The organism is Sporosarcina sp. NPDC096371 (assembly GCF_044762865.1).
Classification (GTDB): Bacteria; Bacillota; Bacilli; order Bacillales_A; family Planococcaceae; genus Sporosarcina.
The window spans coordinates 85214-99397 of record NZ_JBIWFE010000005.1; the positions used below are offsets into that span (position 1 = coordinate 85214).

Annotated in this window: 14 protein-coding genes, 1 other RNA gene and 1 pseudogene; 11 read left to right on the forward strand and 5 right to left on the reverse strand. The window is 39.6% G+C overall.

The window, feature by feature from the left end:
- Positions 1-3: 3 nt before the first annotated feature.
- Positions 4-1299, forward strand: coding sequence for a phosphopyruvate hydratase (eno, locus tag ACIQ0H_RS14350; protein WP_403415953.1), 1296 nt, complete (start codon positions 4-6; stop codon positions 1297-1299).
- Positions 1300-1790: 491 nt separating this feature from the next.
- On the opposite strand, the gene ACIQ0H_RS14355 is transcribed toward eno, so the two are convergent.
- Together ACIQ0H_RS14355 and ACIQ0H_RS14360 are read right to left on the reverse strand one after the other, a co-directional pair.
- Positions 1791-2249 (reverse strand): hypothetical protein, encoded by a 459-nt coding sequence (locus ACIQ0H_RS14355; protein ID WP_403415955.1) that lies wholly within the window; start codon positions 2247-2249, stop codon positions 1791-1793.
- A 35-nt stretch (positions 2250-2284) separates the two neighbouring features.
- Positions 2285-2410, reverse strand: a pseudogene (locus tag ACIQ0H_RS14360) (IS1595 family transposase); the annotation flags it as partial.
- 297 nt (positions 2411-2707) lie between these two features.
- Between ACIQ0H_RS14360 and secG the strand changes: the two are divergent.
- The 5 genes from secG (at position 2708) to ssrA (ending at position 7266) form a co-directional block, all read left to right on the forward strand.
- Entirely contained in the window at positions 2708-2935 is a 228-nt protein-coding gene (gene secG, locus ACIQ0H_RS14365; RefSeq protein WP_403415957.1) for a preprotein translocase subunit SecG, read from the forward strand.
- 67 nt (positions 2936-3002) lie between these two features.
- A complete protein-coding gene (locus ACIQ0H_RS14370) occupies positions 3003-3749 on the forward strand; it encodes an alpha/beta hydrolase (protein ID WP_403415960.1) in 747 nt (248 codons plus the stop codon).
- Between the two features lie 72 nt (positions 3750-3821).
- Positions 3822-6164, forward strand: coding sequence for a ribonuclease R (gene rnr / locus ACIQ0H_RS14375; protein ID WP_403416531.1), 2343 nt, complete (start codon positions 3822-3824; stop codon positions 6162-6164).
- Positions 6165-6359: 195 nt separating this feature from the next.
- Entirely contained in the window at positions 6360-6827 is a 468-nt protein-coding gene (gene smpB / locus ACIQ0H_RS14380; protein WP_403415962.1) for an SsrA-binding protein SmpB, read from the forward strand.
- Between the two features lie 82 nt (positions 6828-6909).
- Positions 6910-7266: a transfer-messenger RNA gene (gene ssrA, locus ACIQ0H_RS14385) on the forward strand.
- A 135-nt stretch (positions 7267-7401) separates the two neighbouring features.
- Here ssrA and ACIQ0H_RS14390 read toward each other — a convergent pair.
- Together ACIQ0H_RS14390 and ACIQ0H_RS14395 are read right to left on the reverse strand one after the other, a co-directional pair.
- The gene (locus ACIQ0H_RS14390; protein WP_403415965.1) at positions 7402-8574 is read right to left on the reverse strand and encodes a site-specific integrase; all 1173 of its coding nucleotides are present in this window, start codon (positions 8572-8574) and stop codon (positions 7402-7404) included.
- A gap of 103 nt (positions 8575-8677) precedes the next feature.
- Positions 8678-8980, reverse strand: coding sequence for a DNA-binding protein (locus tag ACIQ0H_RS14395; protein WP_403415968.1), 303 nt, complete (start codon positions 8978-8980; stop codon positions 8678-8680).
- A gap of 644 nt (positions 8981-9624) precedes the next feature.
- Between ACIQ0H_RS14395 and ACIQ0H_RS14400 the strand changes: the two genes are divergently transcribed.
- Both ACIQ0H_RS14400 and ACIQ0H_RS14405 read left to right on the forward strand, forming a co-directional pair.
- Positions 9625-10320, forward strand: a complete 696-nt coding sequence (locus tag ACIQ0H_RS14400) for a hypothetical protein (RefSeq protein ID WP_403415971.1) — start codon at positions 9625-9627, stop codon at positions 10318-10320.
- A 762-nt stretch (positions 10321-11082) separates the two neighbouring features.
- The gene (locus ACIQ0H_RS14405; protein WP_403415973.1) at positions 11083-11316 is read left to right on the forward strand and encodes an FxLYD domain-containing protein; all 234 of its coding nucleotides are present in this window, start codon (positions 11083-11085) and stop codon (positions 11314-11316) included.
- Positions 11317-11994: 678 nt separating this feature from the next.
- Here the strand turns inward: ACIQ0H_RS14405 and ACIQ0H_RS14410 are convergent.
- A complete protein-coding gene (locus ACIQ0H_RS14410) occupies positions 11995-12336 on the reverse strand; it encodes a helix-turn-helix domain-containing protein (protein WP_342514616.1) in 342 nt (113 codons plus the stop codon).
- A gap of 173 nt (positions 12337-12509) precedes the next feature.
- On the opposite strand from ACIQ0H_RS14410, the gene ACIQ0H_RS14415 reads away from it, so the two are divergent.
- The 3 genes from ACIQ0H_RS14415 to ACIQ0H_RS14425 all read left to right on the forward strand — a co-directional run bounded on the left by ACIQ0H_RS14415 (position 12510) and on the right by ACIQ0H_RS14425 (position 13883).
- Positions 12510-12836: a hypothetical protein gene (locus ACIQ0H_RS14415; protein WP_403415975.1), complete on the forward strand. Its 327-nt coding sequence runs from the start codon at positions 12510-12512 to the stop codon at positions 12834-12836.
- Positions 12837-13106: 270 nt separating this feature from the next.
- Positions 13107-13244, forward strand: coding sequence for a hypothetical protein (locus ACIQ0H_RS14420; RefSeq protein WP_403415977.1), 138 nt, complete (start codon positions 13107-13109; stop codon positions 13242-13244).
- 54 nt (positions 13245-13298) lie between these two features.
- Positions 13299-13883, forward strand: coding sequence for a hypothetical protein (locus ACIQ0H_RS14425; protein ID WP_403415980.1), 585 nt, complete (start codon positions 13299-13301; stop codon positions 13881-13883).
- Positions 13884-14184 lie beyond the last annotated feature (301 nt).

Here is a 14184-nt window from a genome sequence, read left to right on the forward strand (position 1 = left end):
GACATGCCAGTTATCACAATTGTCCAAGCTAGAGAAGTACTTGATTCACGAGGAAATCCAACGGTTGAGGTTGAAGTATTTACAGAAAGCGGTGCATTTGGTCGAGCAATCGTTCCATCTGGTGCATCAACGGGTGAATATGAAGCTGTAGAACTACGTGATGGCGACAAAAATCGTTACCTCGGCAAAGGCGTTCTAAAAGCAGTTGAGCATGTCAATGATGTGATCGCTGACGAACTAGAAGAAATGTATTCTGTTTTGGACCAAGTGACAATTGACAAAGCGTTAATCGAACTTGATGGTACACCGAATAAAGGGAAATTGGGCGCTAACGCAATTCTTGGCGTATCCATGGCTGTTGCACGCGCGGCAGCAGACTACCTCGATATTCCATTGTACCAATACCTTGGCGGCGTCAATGCGAAACAATTGCCAGTTCCAATGATGAACATTCTGAATGGCGGAGAGCACGCGGATAACAACGTTGATATTCAGGAATTCATGGTTATGCCAGTTGGCGCAGAATCATTCCGCCACGGTCTTCGCATGGGTGCTGAAATTTTCCATAGCTTGAAAGCAGTATTGCAGTCTAAAGGCTTGAATACGGCTGTTGGGGATGAAGGCGGATTTGCTCCGAACCTAGCTTCCAACGAAGAAGCATTATCTACAATCATGGAAGCAATTGAAAAAGCAGGCTACAAGCCAGGTGAAGAAGTTCTTCTCGCTATGGACGTTGCAGCATCTGAAATTTTCAATAAAGAAGATGGCACATACAATCTTTCAGGTGAAGGCATTGTGAAGACATCTGCTGAAATGGTTGATTGGTATGCTGAAATGTGCGATAAATACCCAATCGTTTCTATCGAAGATGGGTTGGACGAGAACGACTGGGCAGGTCACAAATTGTTGACTGAACGCCTTGGCAAAACAGTTCAACTTGTTGGAGATGACTTGTTCGTAACGAACACTGAGAAGTTGGCACGCGGAATTGAAGAAGGCATCAGTAACTCGATTCTTATTAAAGTGAACCAAATCGGTACATTGACGGAAACGTTTGATGCAATCGAAATGGCGAAACGTGCTGGCTATACAGCTGTTATCTCTCACCGTTCTGGTGAATCAGAAGATACAACGATTGCTGATATTGCTGTTGCTACAAACGCTGGACAGATTAAAACAGGTGCACCTTCACGTACGGATCGTGTTGCGAAATACAACCAACTCCTTCGTATTGAAGATCAGCTTGATGACACAGCTGTATATTTAGGCGCTAAAACGTTTTATAACTTGAAAAAGTAAGCTGTTGAAAATCCCACTTCGGTGGGATTTTTTTTGATGGGTCTATGAAGCTGGTCGTGCTTGTATAGATGGGGGGAGTGGGATAAGTCTTTCACTGGACGATTTTTGGTCCGCTTTCGGTAAGTGATTCGCGATAGTGTAAGGAATTGAAGGAAAGAGTAGCTAGGAATGACTTTGTCATTCCTAGCTACTCTTTTTAATTCTCTTATTGTGATTCATTACCTGTCGCGTCCCTACAATTAGTCAGTGAGAAATGCCGTTACTTGTAAAGTAGAGAATAGATGACTTTCTATAAAGGTTGTAGTGCCCGAAGATACAATTTCGGGCACTTTGGTACGTTGTATAATGATTTTCGTGATTACTTTAATCTAATCATGTGATGGCTTGTAGAAGGAGAGGATTCTTAAATTTAGGCTGTGTTAAATTTTAATGTTGATAGCTATCATAAAATTAGGGATACCCAAATGGTTCCCTAATTTTTATGATTTGGATTAAGATAATTCTTCTAAACCCCAATCATTGTAAGTGTATTTTTCATTCTCAGATATAGGTTTATAATCTTTACAAAAATCAAGAAGTTTTCTACTTCTTGTACCAAAAGATTTATCCCGCTTGGAGAAGGTTTTAACCGCATCATCCCGATTGAGAAGAGTCTTATCTTTTAAGCAAAATATCTCATTTTCTAAATCACCGAATGGGTTGAAATTACCGTGTCGGCAAGATTGACAACAAGCGATACCGATGTTGTCAGGAAGTTCTTTCTGTAAATACTTTACTGCATATTCAATAGAGCTGGATAACTTAGATTGTATTTGGTGATTATTCACTTTGACTTCAAAGCCAATATTTTGAAGTTCGTCTTCATCTAATTGCTCGTAAAACATTTTTGTTGGTATAACTGTAATTTTTCCGTCAATTATATAATTCACATTCAAAGTATCTACTTTCAATGGATAAACCTCCTAATAAACTTACATAAATAGATTTAGATAATGAATTTTGAAAGACGCAGACTATCATAAGTATCCGTCATTTCAAATGCAAGTGATGTTAATTAAAGCTCTTTTATTTTGTGTTTAGTGCTTTCATTACTTTGACTATCCACAAATAACATACTCGTAGCGCCTAGTACATGACTATGTTAATGAATGGTTGCTTTTGATTGATCAACACATGTGTTATGGGCTATCAGGACTTTATGGCTGGAGAAAAATGAAATCAATGAAACTATGGAATACGTAAGGGCTGCTTGTTTGCAAAAAATAACCAGTACTTGGAATGGAAATGTGTTATGATTATTCTGTATTCTCTTATTTATTTGTAAGAAAGTTTCAACAAAAGGTTGTAACAATAGCCTGTCTTTGGTAAAATAAAACTAGTTGCAGTTTTAATCAGGAGGTGGAACAATATGCATGAAGTATTGATGGTGTTACTTGTAATCGTCGCACTTGCGTTAATCGTAGTGGTTTTATTACAATCGGGAAAAAGTGCAGGTCTTTCAGGAGCCATCTCTGGTGGAGCTGAGCAACTTTTCGGGAAACAAAAAGCACGTGGTATTGATCTTGTTCTTCAACGTGTAACCTTGACGTTGGCGATCTTACTATTTGTTTTATCGATATTAATTATGAAATTTTAACTTGATACTTACAAACGCCTGACCTTCAGACTGGTCGGGCGTTTTTTATAGAAAGGATTTTTTTGCTATGAGAATTTCACAACCTAAACCATTTTTTATTGAAACAGGGAAACGGGCAGTTTTGCTGCTTCATGGATTCACGGGCACTTCAGCGGATGTTCGGATGCTCGGGCGCTTTTTAGAGAAGAAAGGCTATACTTCACTTGCGCCCCATTACAAAGGACATGGTGTGCCGCCAGAGGAATTGATACAAACAGGACCTACAGAGTGGTGGCAAGACGTCCTCGCGGGGTATAATCAATTGAAGGAAGCGGGCTACGATGAAATCGCGGTGGCGGGATTATCGTTAGGTGGCGTATTTTCGCTTAAATTAGGGTATAACATGCCTGTGAAGGGTATTGTAACTATGTGTGCACCAATGATGATGAAAACGACGGATTTGATGTATGAGGGTGTCCTGGCGTATGCGCGGGAGTACAAGAAATATGAAGGCAAAGATGAGCAACAAATTGAAAAAGATATGGAAGCGTTACAACAACAAGCCATGCCATCCCTTGCTGATTTACGTACCCTCATTGGAGATGTACGTGAGCATGTCGATCATATCTATGCGCCGCTACTTGTTGTGCAAGGTACACTTGATGATGTCATCGATCCAGATTCTGCACATATTATTTATAACAACGCGGAATCGGATGACAAACAGTTGAAATGGTATGAGCAATCAGGGCATGTCGTGACACTAGGACCGGAAAAAGGCCAACTGCATGAAGATATTTACGAATTTCTTGAATCGCTTGATTGGCATGTGTGAACAATAAGACAAATGATAATGCTAGAGGAATGAAGGAGTTGAGGTTTTTTGGATAAATACGGTAATTCAGAGATGTTTGATCAAGAGATGCAACAAAAATTACTGTCACTTATGAAAGATGAGTCATATAAGCCGCTCACAGTACAGGAAATCCAAGAGTTGATGGGGTTTGAGCAAGCTGCAGAATTCAAGGAGCTTGTTAAAATGCTCGTTCATCTTGAACAAAAAGGGCTAATTATCCGTTCAAGAACAAACCGCTACGGCGTACCGGAGCGTATGAACCTTGTCCGCGGGAAATTTATCGGGCATGCCAAAGGGTTTGGCTTCGTTGCACCGGAAACGGAAGGAATGGATGATATTTTCATCCCGCCGCATGAAGTGAATGGAGCAATGGACGGGGATATCGTTCTTGTGCGTGTCACAAATGGTACATCGGGTGATCGACGTGAAGGAACGATTAGTCGAGTCGTAGAACGTAAAACGACAAAAGTGGTTGGTACCTATCAGCACAATAAAGGATTTGGCTTTGTCATTCCTGATAGTAAAAAGTTACCGATGGATATTTTTATTGCCAAAGGCGACGCACTCGACGCGGTAGATGGCCATAAAGTGGTCGTTGAAATTACCGATTGGCCAAGTGATTTGAAGTCTATGACAGGTATGGTGACACAGATTCTAGGACATAAAAATGATCCTGGGGTAGACATCATTTCCATCATTCATAAGCACGGAATTGAAGTGGACTTCCCTGCAGACGTGCTACAACAGACGCAGAATATTTCCGATGAAGTGCAAGAGAAAGATTTGTTCAAACGGCATGACTTGAGGGAAGAGTTAACGATCACCATTGACGGCGCGGATGCGAAAGACTTGGATGATGCGATTTCAGTTGTGAAAAATGAAGATGGATCGTATTTGCTGTCCGTCCATATTTCAGACGTCAGTTATTATGTGACGGAAAACTCACCAATGGATGAAAATGCCTTTGACCGTGGAACGAGCGTTTATTTAACAGACCGCGTGATTCCAATGTTGCCACATAAATTATCGAACGGTATTTGTTCGTTGAACCCGGGTGTGGACCGATTGACATTGTCATGTACGATGACAATTGACCGAAACGGGAAAGTAACCGACCATGAAATCTTCGAAAGTGTGATTCGCTCGAAAGAACGGATGACCTATACAGAGGTCTATAAAATTATCGAAGAAAAAGACGAAGAACTGTGTGAGAGATATGCACATGTCGTGCCGATGATCAATGATATGGCGGACCTTGCCGCTATTTTGAAACAGAAGCGAGTAGATCGCGGTGCTATCGATTTCGATTTCAAGGAATCGAAAATTCTTGTGGATGACAAAGGATGGCCGACAGACGTTGTCATTATGGAACGTACCGTTTCAGAGCGACTCATCGAGGAATTCATGCTTGCGGCCAATGAAACGATTGCAGAGCATTTCCACTGGCTACAATTGCCATTCATTTATCGAATTCACGAAGACCCGAAAGCTGAGAAATTACAGCGATTCTTTGAGTTCTTAACGAATTTCGGTGTGGTCGTGAAAGGAACGGGCAACAAAGTCCATCCACGCGCATTGCAGGAGATTGTTGAATCGATTGCCGGATTGCCGGAAGAGACGGTTATTTCAACGATGTTGCTACGTTCTATGCAACAGGCGAAGTATCTTGACGAAAGTCTAGGTCACTTTGGATTGTCTACGGAATTTTACACGCATTTCACAGCGCCAATCCGTCGTTATCCGGACTTGATTGTCCATCGCTTAATCCGCACGTATTTGATCGAAAAAGATGTTTCACCAAAAACGGTTGCAGAGTGGGGCGGCAAATTGCCTGACATCGCGGATCATACATCTGGACGTGAACGTCGTGCAGTTGAAGCAGAGCGTGATACGGAGTCCTTGAAGAAGGCACAGTTCATGCTCGATAAAATCGGGGAAGAATTCGAAGGCGTTATTGCTTCGGTTACGAACTTTGGGCTATTTGTAGAATTGGACAACACGATTGAAGGACTTGTCCATGTCAGTTATATGACGGATGACTATTATCGCTTTGATGATCGACAAATGATGATGATTGGTGAGCACACGGGCAAACAGTTCCGTCTTGGTGATGAAGTAACTGTCAAGGTGGCTGCTGTGAAACCGGAAGAATCCGCTATCGACTTTGAAATTGTTGGTATGAAGCAATCCTTCCATCGTGCGCGTAGAGAGACACCAAAAGTGATCCATGCACAGAAAAAAGGCGGCGGTGGTGGCAGCAATGGCACAAAGTCTGCTGACAAGTTGAAAGATAATAAGAAATCAGGTACGTATAATAAAAAGAAGAAGTTTTATGAAAGCGTAGCGAAAAAAGGATCGGGTAAACCTAAAAATAGAGCTAAAAAGAAAAAGTGATACTATAGAAGTTGAATGAGTGATTTCACTGAATAACGCTGCGACGCTTGGGGATGCCTCCCGTGATAAGCCTAATAGAAAACCACTATTAGTCTTATCACTCCGGCGACCCCAGTTAGGCGCCATCGCTAGTTCGTACATAGGAATTACTACTTCGACCTATATAGGATGGTATTTGATTAAGGGGTGGAAAAGATGGCAAAAGGCCAAGGGAAAGTTGTTGCGGTTAATAAAAAAGCAAATCATGACTTTGCGATTGAAGAAACGATTGAAGCAGGTATTGTGTTACAAGGAACAGAAATCAAGTCCATCCGTAACGGGAAGGTCCAGCTACGAGACGCATTCGTGCGAATTCGTAATAATGAGGCTTGGATTTCCAATATGCATATCAGTCCGTATGATCATGGGAATCAGTTCAACCATGACCCATTGCGTTCGAGAAAATTGTTGCTGCATAAAAAACAAATTGCCACACTATATGGCGAAACAAAACAGCAAGGTGTTTCGATCGTGCCACTGAAGATGTATTTGAAAGACGGCTTCGCAAAAGTATTGATTGGCGTTGGTAAAGGGAAGAAAGATTACGATAAACGTCAGGATCTTAAGAAGAAGGAAGCCAAGCGTGAGATGGCTCGTGTCTTGAAGGATAAGCAACGGGATTGATTATTTAGTGAAAATGCGCTATGATAGGGACAGTAATACAGTTCAGAAACCTTTCAATAGGTTATCCTGACCTCCTCATAACGGGGGCGTTACGGATTCGACAGGGGTAGTCTGAGCTTGAGTTGCGCGTCGGAGGGTTCGGCTCCGTCAGAAACGACACCTTATAATAACAGGCAAAACAAACAACAACCTAGCATTCGCAGCGTAAGCTGTTGAATCTGCCTTGTAGTTCCATCGCCCATGTGGCATTGCAAGGCTCACTCTAAGTGGGATACGACGGCTGTTGCCTTCTGAGGCAGACGGAAGAGATTCGCAGAATAGCGTACATGACGCCTTGATTGCCGGCTAGTGATACGCGAAACTAATAGTCAATCTACACGCGTAGATGCTTAAGTGTTAGGGCCTTTGGACGCGGGTTCGACTCCCGCCGCTTCCATATCGAGAAATCATATGGTTTCAAACATCGTCAAAACCCTTGTATATCAAGGGTTTTTTCTTTTGCCTTGTTTCATATGATGTCATTGAATATCAATCGAACGTAGTCAAAAGCGTAGTCAAAACGTAGTCAGTAAATCTACATCTCAATATAGTTAGCAAACTTCAGTATTGCTTCTTCTTTTGCCTGCTGCGTAACATGTGTGTAGATGTTCATCGTCGTTTGTATATCAGTATGTCCTAAACGATCTTGCACTTCCTTTAAACTGGCACCCGCCTCAAATAACAATGAACAATGCGTATGGCGCAAACCGTGCGTTGTGATTGTTCCTAGCTCGTATTTGTCCTGGACATGCAGTATCCACTTACGGGTTTTTGTAGGCTGCATATGCTCGTTTAGTTCATTGCTAAAGATCAGCTGCTTTGGTTGCAACGTATTAAAGCCTAGCACTAGATAATCTTGCTTCTGCTTCTTCTTCCACACTTTTAAAATAGCCATTGTGTTGTCGTCCATTTTAATTGTACGGGCTACCCCTGTTTTCGTAGATTTCACATATAGCTTGTTATCCTTACCTCGTGAAAGGGCCTTGTTGATGCGTAGCTCGTTTGTTGTGAAGTTTAGGTCCTTCCATGTAAGTGCTAATGCTTCACCTTTACGCATACCGCTGAACGCTAACAAACGGAATAGGGTATATGCCTTGTAGTTACTTTCTTGTTCTAGGCATGATAGGAACTTGATCAGCTGCTCACGTGTGTAGAAGTTCTCGGCTTCATCTTCATCCGTTGCAGTAGCCTTCTTGGAGGCGGAGGTAGGCATATCAACGTGTGTAAAAGGATTGGTTTGTATATAGCCACGCTTAATCGCAAAGTTTAATACCTTCGCAGCATACGCTTTTACCATGTGAAACCTCTTTAACTTCGCCGCCCACTCATCCACATGCTTCTGACAAATATCCACATGGATCTTTTCAATTTTATAAGTACCCATTGATGGCAGTATATGATTTCTAAAAAGGCCTGTTGTTTTTACAAATGAGCTTTCCTCAACAGTCTTTTCATATTGCGTGACCCACAAGTCGTAAACCTCTTGATACGTTTCAGGGCGTTCCTGTTGGTACGTACCATTTGCCACATCTAGCTGAATACGAGCTAATGCTAGTTTCGCTTCCTTGAGTGTTTTAAAGCCACGTTTCGTTGTGCGCTTCTGTTTCCCAGTTAACGGATCAACCCCTAAATAAGCAGGGAACTCATATCGTAAATCACCGTTTTTAAGCTTGTAGCTTTTGATGGGTGATGCTTTTTTCTTTACCAAGATAATTCCTCCTGAATCAGTTGCGGGGGCAAATGATTAAAGAGAGGATTTACCTCTAGGGATATTATAACCGAATCCCAAGGTAAATCCTCATACATAATGACTAAAAGCTATGATCTTGTAAAAAACGGTCAATCTCTTTACGTGATACACGCTTTATCCCTTCTATTTCACACACTTGTAGGCCCATCACACGGAACCTGATAAACGTGTTGTACGAGACGCCAGCGTGCTTTGCACCGTCCTTTAAGGAAAGCCATCCGCTATCCATAAATTGATGCTGTGCAGCTAGTAACGCCTTCTGAACGGCCCTCATCACAATGTCCTCTATATCTGTGTTCGTTAACTCTACATTCATCTGTAATTGCTCCTCTTCGTTTGATCCCCGCAATGTTTTTAATTGCATATGTAGAGTTATACGAGGACGGGGGAGGGGAGTTAAATCACTTTACGGATGTATTTATTTAACAAACTGCCCCGTTATGACATGAAAAGCGCTCGAAATAGCGTGCATATAGAAATTCCGCATCAAAAATAAATGAATACAACCTCAATAAGCAGTTGTTAACAGGTCTCGTTAATAGCTGCTTTCTTACTGTTCTTGGATAACTATGTTTACACATGAATGGGAGAAATGAGGTAAGTGATAAAGAGTCTTTAACTCTGCTAAATAGGGAGAGGGTATGGCTAGCGAAAGGGAAAGGGAAAGGGAAAGGACGGTTTATAACCGCCATAAAATAGAAAAGTAAATAATAAACGGGCTGCTATCAAAACTATAACCTTTGAACACGAATTCATTACGTTATAACTTGTCAATACCGCATTACGCACATCACGAATAAAAATCAAGGGTTTGTCAGGAATATTTTAATTACCCCCCCGGTGCCTATAAATTCAACTGTTGAGGCGCCATTGGGCGGGTGTTACGTGATACCTACGGGAATTTTTTCGTGAAAGGTGGTGCGGATTCTTTTTAACTAACTAGCAAATAAGGCGTATAAAGAATATGTCCAGAACGATGGAACATAAAATCAATGAAGGGTGAGAAAAATGAAACAATTTTTAGATGACTTAATCAATAAACCATTTAGGGCTATAGTAGAGAAGGGATATAGTAAACAGGGTGAGAAGATTTTCGTACCTAATGAGCATAGTGGCACATTTACTATCGTTCCTGAAATAATAAGGAGATGCCATTTTCTTTCTTCAACTGAGAAGGAGGTGCTTTATGAATTAATTTCTTGGGCAAGCACTACTAAAGCCCACCCGGATGGCGTGTGTAAAGTAACTGAATCACATATAAGAGTTAATACCACTCTTGGATTAAGTACTGTGAAAAAAGCGATAAGTTCCTTATCGAAAAAAGGTTTTATAAGGAAGGCGGTTGATTTTGATAGACGAAACATCTATGTAATAAATGGCGCCTCAGAAAACCCTTATATAATACTAAGTGAATGGGTCCATCATTATCGTAAAAAAATGCTTTTTAGTTGGTCTGAAATGTTAATCGATGATCCGGAAACTGATTATTCACTTGGAAAAAAGCTTTTCATAGATGCTACTATGCTGTTTGTAAAAGAAGAAAAATATCATGCGAAATCAATTGTTACTATTAATGAATTGATAAATAAGATATTTGATGGAAAATCAGAATGTAATTATAGTGATGAAATATTCAAAGCATATAGTGCTATACAGGATGAAATTGATGAAATCTATGAGAATTGTCAATTAACTATAAAGTAATCACTCAAAATAACGGACTATATAAAAGCCCTGATGATCTATAAAATAGACTATCAGGGCTTTTATATTGTTCAAACGTCTAATATATAGACCAGTAATAGCTATCAATTGGCTACTATTAAATACAGTTATATACAAGAATATATTATTTACCTGTTATACTATTTTGCTTTGCAAAATAGGGGGAGGAAGGGAATAACTAAAAGCTTACAATCCAGAAAGAGTAGTAATTAAAGTTGTGTGTCTGGTGAGAAAATGCTTAGCTTCACTTTCTTTTAGGATAGTATGGTGCATGTTGTAGATTTAGCAATGCAACAGCTACAAGTAACCCTCTTGTGTGTAAGTGCTAATTAATGCACTTACATTAGTGAAAACGTTTGGTCTCCTGAGATTTGCAAATTCCGTGATTAAGCGGACAAACATATCTCAGTTAAGTAGCTAGAAAATCGGAACGGTGTTATGAGACTAACACTCAGGTGTTGGAGGGTGTTAGATATTGCCACAGAGGGTTTTTGGAAGCCGCCTCAACTACTGATATTATAAATTGACATGAAAAAGCTGTGGTTCGTTTTATACGTAGCTACAGCTTTTCGTTGTTAATATACAATTAACTTCCAACTACGTTTTTATTGGTGGGCAGCTATTATTTATATACAAACTATATTCAACCGTCATATAAAGCTTCGCAATATAATGAACCTCAATTTAAACGATTTCAGGTAACTGATAATGTGAAGGTTGAGGATACAAAATGCATAATAGATGGTGAACTATGTGGATGTACAAGGTTATGTGAAAAACATTGGTGATGTAGATTATTATTATGTGGATGTAAAAATATCATTGAGGAATGAGAATGGTGATGTTTTAGATACATACAATACATATGCAGTGGACGGAGTGGGAATAGCTACGAACGAAAGAAAATCGTTTGATGCTACACTATATCACGCAGCAGGAACCACTAGGTTGTTCATACTCTGTTGTTGGCTATAATATCTAATAAAATATGACGACGTGGCTACAGTTACAAACAATGTGCTGTAGCTTTTTTTATATACGACTTCATTTGCCGTGGTATTCCGTGATTGGTTTCTTATGTTATGTGGCGGTGTCAAATACTATAAACTTTTCTTGTATTTAGCCTGGCCTCATTCTCTCAGGAGCGCAAACCCTAGAGGTGTGGTGCGTTCTAGTGTTTGACGACGCATCCATACGCATCAAAAGAGCCTCTCCGCCTTGCAAAAGTTAATGGGTAACTTTGTACTATTATGGATTACGTAGCTTCAAAGTAGCTTGTCGGGTCTTTAGGAACGTCGATTCAATAGATGTACCACTTACTTTAATTTAAGGCTAAGTAATCTTGGCGTGCGTGTCTTATCTCTAAAAAGTTCAGTTAATGTTAGGATCCAATGCTGCAAAGACTTTAGCAAGACTTTTTATGGTAGAGTTCTTCCCTCGACGTACAAGTTGGCCAATGTATGTGTTTAGCAATGTAACGCGATAAGTTAGTTCCGGTCCTTCATGGCTTAAACCGTGGCCTTTATCGAAGAATCGTATTCTGTCGCCGCCTATATTTACTTAATCCATCGTTATAGTACAGCGGAACAAAAGCTGTGTTTACTCTAAATGTGAGTTCACACAGCTTTTTAAGTATAACTGGATGATGATTAATCAATCATTGCCTTTCCAATCGATAAGTAGATCGAGTAACCCAAGAATCGTGCGTTGGTCCTTCAGGGATCTGTTTTCTAGTAACGTGATAATTTGAGTCATTTCCAAGCTATTTGTTTTCGGACCAGTTTGGGTATTGCTAAACAACTCTTCTAATGTAATCCCCAGTGCATTAGTAATTTTTAATAGGCTCTCAATCGTTGCGTTTTTCTCCCCACGTTCTAGTTGACCAATGTATGTGTTGTGTAAGGATGCTTGATGTGCTAACTCTTCTTGACTTAATCCACGTTCCTTGCGGAAACTCCGAATTCTTTCACCTACGACCTTAACGATATCCTCCATTACCATCACCTCATAAGTCAACAATATAGAGGAGTGAAAAAACATCTATATACTATTAATATTACTTTTTTATTATGAATACTATTGATATTAATTAAGGGGGGTTATATAATATTTGGTAAGCATATTATTATCAGTTTATCTACATGCAAATTTAATAGGGGGTAAATATTATGTCTTGGTGTTTAGACACTTTAAAAGTAACGGGAATAGGACAAGCAGAAATGTCGAGCTTATGTAGTTTTGAATTTGACGCAGCTTCCGAAGAAGAACAATTTTTAGTGGTGAATGGGGAACGAAAAGTAGTTATTAATACTTTGACGTTTAAACAATCTGTTCTTGATAAAGAGCTATATGGTAAAAAAGATATCGTGCACTTTATTAAAGTTATAGATGATACTTTGGACCATTTAAGGCCTGAAGATGTCAAACTTATTTCAGAAAAATACTTTGAAAAAACAAGTCAAAAGTTAACGGTTTTACAGAACTATAAATATTGATTATTAGTATGAAGAGCAACCATTAATGATATGGAAGCTCTTTTTTTATTAGTTCGAATGAATTTAGGGATATTCCAGTTACAAGTCATAGTTTGAATGAAGTGGGACTCAGCCACTGTTCAAAAAAAAATATTGATGAATTACAATGGGATGAATAGCTAGCGCAGCAGAAACGGTTTAAGGTCGCTAGGATCGTTTTGACGAAGTTAAGGCTAGGAAGATAACAAAAGGGTATAGTAGAAGAAATAAGCCATTACAGGAGGTCTGTTCATGTCTAAGAAGGATAAGGAAGGTATGAAAGCAGCATTAGCATCTAAAAAAGCTGAAAGAAAAGACAAGATTCAAGCAATCTACAAAAAGGCAGTAAAGGTTAACGGGAAGGCTATAGAAAAACTTAGCAAGAACTAATGAATGAAGAACTCAGCGAAGAGGTGACATATCTGAAATGAGGGGGAGTATAGCATGAACGTAGAAGATTTATACAGAGTGGTTGATACTATTCCTGAAAGCGAATGGGCTGATGTTGCAAGGTATCTTAAGGTGAAAGCAATACCTACCGAAGTCCCGACAGATGGCGAAATTGAAGCTATTAGGCAAAGGTATGCGAATGGTGAATTTTACAGATATGCAAACATCGATGAGCTGAGAGCAGGATTCAAAAAAGTGAACGAAATGATTATGAATAGGAAAGAATTCAATGAAGTATTTGAAGTAACGGTATCGGAAAAGAGATGGGTGGCTTTAAAAACGTACTTGAGAAATTTGAATCAACCAGAGAATATACCAACTGCACATGAAATAGAGATTTTTAGGTTACACGATATAGAGAAGAACAGTCCAGACTATGTGTCGTATTCACATGAAGAGCTAATGAAATGTTATATTGATGATTGTGAAGAGGATAGTGTGGTAAATGTGAATAGGGAGGACTTGTTTCAATCCATAGACAGTATGTCGGTTGAACAATTAAAGCTTGTAAGCGACTATGTCATGAAACTTAGTGAGGATGAAGGACTAGACATAGATGCAAAAGGGTTAATGGATTGATGAAACATTTCGGTAGTGAGCTTATTTATGGTGTAATGATTTTTCACTGAATCATGGCGGACTATACTCCAATTGAAATGCAAGAGACATATTAGAAAAAGATAAAGTAGCTACTCCCACCAACTTTAGGAATAGCTACTTTATATACATTACTTTCTTGGCTTGAAAAGGATAACTTCATTGGTTCGCATTGTGCAAATAAATGAATACTATTTATTTGCTCTTATAAGCGCTAAATATATCTATAGCGGCGCTCAGTGTAAGGAGTACCAGCTACTCATTGAATTCAGAATCTCTTTAG

Excerpts from the sequence above, each read along its gene's own strand:
- ACIQ0H_RS14400 (WP_403415971.1), top strand. The coding sequence starts at position 9,625 with ATGAAACAATTTTTAGATGACTTAATCAATAAACCATTTAGGGCTATA.
- ACIQ0H_RS14420 (WP_403415977.1), top strand. The coding sequence starts at position 13,107 with ATGTCTAAGAAGGATAAGGAAGGTATGAAAGCAGCATTAGCATCTAAA.
- ACIQ0H_RS14405 (WP_403415973.1), top strand. The coding sequence starts at position 11,083 with ATGGTGAACTATGTGGATGTACAAGGTTATGTGAAAAACATTGGTGAT.
- smpB (WP_403415962.1), top strand. The coding sequence starts at position 6,360 with ATGGCAAAAGGCCAAGGGAAAGTTGTTGCGGTTAATAAAAAAGCAAAT.
- eno (WP_403415953.1), top strand. The coding sequence starts at position 4 with ATGCCAGTTATCACAATTGTCCAAGCTAGAGAAGTACTTGATTCACGA.
- secG (WP_403415957.1), top strand. The coding sequence starts at position 2,708 with ATGCATGAAGTATTGATGGTGTTACTTGTAATCGTCGCACTTGCGTTA.
- ACIQ0H_RS14415 (WP_403415975.1), top strand. The coding sequence starts at position 12,510 with ATGTCTTGGTGTTTAGACACTTTAAAAGTAACGGGAATAGGACAAGCA.
- ACIQ0H_RS14395 (WP_403415968.1), bottom strand. The coding sequence starts at position 8,980 with ATGCAATTAAAAACATTGCGGGGATCAAACGAAGAGGAGCAATTACAG.
- rnr (WP_403416531.1), top strand. The coding sequence starts at position 3,822 with ATGTTTGATCAAGAGATGCAACAAAAATTACTGTCACTTATGAAAGAT.
- ACIQ0H_RS14370 (WP_403415960.1), top strand. The coding sequence starts at position 3,003 with ATGAGAATTTCACAACCTAAACCATTTTTTATTGAAACAGGGAAACGG.
- ACIQ0H_RS14410 (WP_342514616.1), bottom strand. The coding sequence starts at position 12,336 with ATGGAGGATATCGTTAAGGTCGTAGGTGAAAGAATTCGGAGTTTCCGC.
- ACIQ0H_RS14425 (WP_403415980.1), top strand. The coding sequence starts at position 13,299 with ATGAACGTAGAAGATTTATACAGAGTGGTTGATACTATTCCTGAAAGC.